The sequence below is a fragment of the Sulfolobales archaeon genome, from assembly GCA_038897115.1.
GTDB lineage: Archaea > Thermoproteota > Thermoprotei_A > Sulfolobales > AG1 > AG1.
Window position 1 is genome coordinate 1 of the sequence record JAWAXC010000183.1, and the last position, 2,671, is coordinate 2,671.

At 42.9% G+C, this 2,671-nt stretch carries 3 protein-coding genes; 1 reads left to right on the forward strand and 2 read right to left on the reverse strand.

The window, feature by feature from the left end:
• On the forward strand, nucleotides 1-1,081 hold a 1,081-nt coding region (locus QXE01_12540; protein MEM4972066.1), incomplete at its 5' end, for a DNA topoisomerase VI subunit B.
• Nucleotides 1,082-1,189: 108 nt separating this feature from the next.
• Here the strand turns inward: QXE01_12540 and deoC are convergent.
• Nucleotides 1,190-1,903, reverse strand: coding sequence for a deoxyribose-phosphate aldolase (gene deoC, locus QXE01_12545; protein MEM4972067.1), 714 nt, complete (start codon nucleotides 1,901-1,903; stop codon nucleotides 1,190-1,192).
• The coding region (locus tag QXE01_12550) for a DNA topoisomerase IV subunit A (GenBank protein ID MEM4972068.1) at nucleotides 1,900-2,671 on the reverse strand (772 nt) is incomplete at its 5' end. The genes deoC and QXE01_12550, both read right to left, overlap by 4 nt.

Below are 2,671 nucleotides of genomic sequence, written 5' to 3' on the forward strand. Positions count from 1 at the left end.
GAATAGCTCGTGGCATGGTACTATTGTTAAAGTCCATATACTAGGTGATTGGCAGAGATCTAAAAGCAAGATCGTAGAATATATTAGAAGAACACATATCATAGCTCCATACGCCTCGATATTCTTTAGAGACCCTGACGGCAATATGTATATATTTAAAAGGGCCACAGAACTAATACCGAAGCCTCCAAAGGAGACCAAGCCCCATCCAGTAGGCGTCGATCTTGAGATGATGAAGATGATGCTGGCATCTACAAGAAGAAAAACCCTTCTAGAGTTCCTCGAGAACGATTTCCAGGGTGTTGGCAGGGTTACTGCTGAAAGGATCTTGGAGCTTGCGGGGCTTAGGGGGGATAGAAGTCCTAAGAGGCTATCTCAATCAGAGATCGAGAGGCTTGTAAGTGTAATTAAGGGGTTTAACGGATTTAGAAGGCCTTCAGCGGATCATTTATCACCCATTGGAGAGGAGATCCTTAAGATCGGGCTTAGCAATATGTTTAAACCAGAGTTTGTTGATGCGGTAACGAGAAAGCCTACAAGCTATTCGGGGCATGCTGTGATTGTTGAGGCAGGTATAGCTTATGGGGGTGGGGTACCCTTAGCAAATGATCCTACGGAGATCTTATTGTTAAGATTTGCCAATAAAATCCCACTGCTATATGATGAAAGCTCAGATGTATCGTATAAAGTTATATCATCGATAGACTGGAAGGACTATGAGATAGAATTCCCAGCACCTCTTGCAGTGCTTATCCACGTTTGTAGCACGAAGGTTCCATATAAAGGTGTTGGTAAGGAGAGTATAGCTGATGTTCCTGAGATAGAGGCTGAGATTAGGAATGGTGTTAGAGAAGTAGCTAGAAGGCTGAGAAGCTATCTTTCGAAGAAGAAGAGAGAGGAGGAGATCGCTAGAAGAGCGTATTCGATAATAAAATATATACCAGAGATCTCTAGAAGCCTATCAGCTATAGTAGCTGATGGAAGCTCTAAGAATATAGAGGAGAAGCTGCTATCTCTCGCCAGGGCAAAGCTAGGCGTTAATATAAATAGTATTAATGAAGTAGTAATAAACATTGAATAATATTTCAATACGAAATATAGCCTGGGCTATTTATAGCTAAAAGCCTCGTACCTCGGGGCAGGGAGGGGTCAAAGTTAAAAACATCGCCCTTCTTGATCTGAAGAGAGACTATATAGGACTTTTCTGCTTTAATATTGTTTCATATTGATTCACTATCTCGATTCCTGAAGAACTCCCTATTATGTCTGCCCCAGCAGCTACTAATATCGCTAGATCCCATATCGTTCTTATCCCACCAGCAGCTTTCACTCCCGTCTTTTTGCCAGCTAAGCTCTGCTTAATCAAGATCACATCATCTACACTAGCTCCTCGAGGTCCAAAGCCTGTTGAGGTCTTCACATAGTCGATCTCATAGTTTGCAGCGATCCTACTTACCCTTTCGATCTGATCTCTTGTTAGATATCCTGTTTCTATTATCACCTTGCTAATAAGTCCAAGCTCCTTCGCCCTAGTTGAGATAGCCTTGATCTCTGCTTCTACCCTGTCCCAAAGCCCCTCAACTATAGATCCTATATCTAGAACCACATCCACCTCCCTAGCACCTCTGGATGAGGCTATCTCTATCTCTCTTAACTTAATCTCAAGCTCTGTGTTTCCATGTGGAAAGCCGATTACTGCTGCAACAGGTTTTTTAGTGATGCTCGATACTAATGAAACCCTGCTAAGGGGGACTACAAGAGATCTAAAGCCATATCTCTCGCTTTCTTCAACGAATCTCTCATACCTCTTCGGCCCTGCCTCAGGCCTAAGAAGGGTCTGATCTATTATGCTTGCGGGGTTCCCGATCTCCTCTATTAGTTTCAGCAGGGATCTCGAGATCATTCTATCCAATCCCCACTCGATATTTTACTTGGAATATAGCTATCCATTAGAAATGAAAGGCCTTTACTTGTTAGAGCCTCTATCTCGAGCTTCGCCTTTTTCTCCTCGAAGATATCTAGTTCTTTCTTCCACTTCTTTGTCTGGAACCACTTATAGTTTCTGAGCTCCTTCGCCCTTTTTAGATCCATCTCCTTTGCCTTTATAATATAGTTCCTCCTCTCAGCCTCAGAGAGATAGGGTTTCTTACCAGTGGATGGGTCGCCGAAGATATCGCTCATAGCGACCCCCAAGAATCTTGCATTGGGTGTTGCAAGTCTCTCGCTCTCATATGAAAGGGTTATTGAGCCTATTTTAAAGACACTATATATATAGAAACCATATGGATCGCTATCGGTTAAGATATAAACTGGTAGTCCTAGCTCCTCGTTAAGCCTCCTCACAAACCTCCTAGTAGCTCTATCAGGCTGACCAGCGCTGGTTACAAGGATAGCCCTGTATTTTCTCCAGAACTGTGCTCTATGTAGCTGTTGGAATACAGCATCTTTCTCCACCACTAGAACAAACTCCGCATTTACATCCTTAAATTCTATAAGATCTGGTGTCGGTTCGATTGCATATGCTCCATGACCCATCTTACTAAGATCTATTATATCATCTCCGCTCTTAATTCTCATATCACCCACCACCTTCCCCTTTTCCTTCGAGAGGATCAGCATATCCTCTCTTAGAAGATCGGTGAATACCTCTATATCCCGTAACACAGAATCG

Bases quoted from the DNA above. Each gene is read 5' to 3' on its own strand.
- deoC (MEM4972067.1), bottom strand. From the start codon at position 1,903: ATGATCTCGAGATCCCTGCTGAAACTAATAGAGGAGATCGGGAACCCC.